We start from the raw sequence: 252 nt of genomic DNA on the forward strand, positions 1-252 counted from the left end.
CTTGTCGCACCCATGAAAAGCCCCACGCCAATCGTACCACCAAGTGCAATCATTTGAATTTGACGGGCACTCAATCCCCTTTGTAGTTCATTGTTCTCCATAACTTCTTACCCCATCTCTGATTGATTTAGTATCAATCAGAGATGGGGTAAGAAGTTATGGAGAACAATGAACTACAAAGGGGATTGAGTGCCCGTCAAATTCAAATGATTGCACTTGGTGGTACGATTGGCGTGGGGCTTTTCATGGGTG

The 252-nt window shown here is 44.8% G+C and carries 2 protein-coding genes; one reads left to right on the forward strand and one right to left on the reverse strand.

What is annotated here, in order from left to right:
- On the reverse strand, nt 1–101 hold a 101-nt coding region (locus IDG64_RS15245; RefSeq protein WP_241012149.1), incomplete at its 3' end, for a hypothetical protein.
- Nucleotides 102–158: 57 nt separating this feature from the next.
- Here IDG64_RS15245 and IDG64_RS15250 point away from each other — a divergent pair.
- Nucleotides 159–252: hypothetical protein (locus tag IDG64_RS15250; protein ID WP_241012150.1), on the forward strand; the 94-nt coding region annotated here is incomplete at its 3' end.

Origin of the sequence: Staphylococcus sp. EG-SA-15 (genome assembly GCF_017151895.1) — a bacterium.
GTDB lineage: Bacteria > Bacillota > Bacilli > Staphylococcales > Staphylococcaceae > Staphylococcus > Staphylococcus aureus.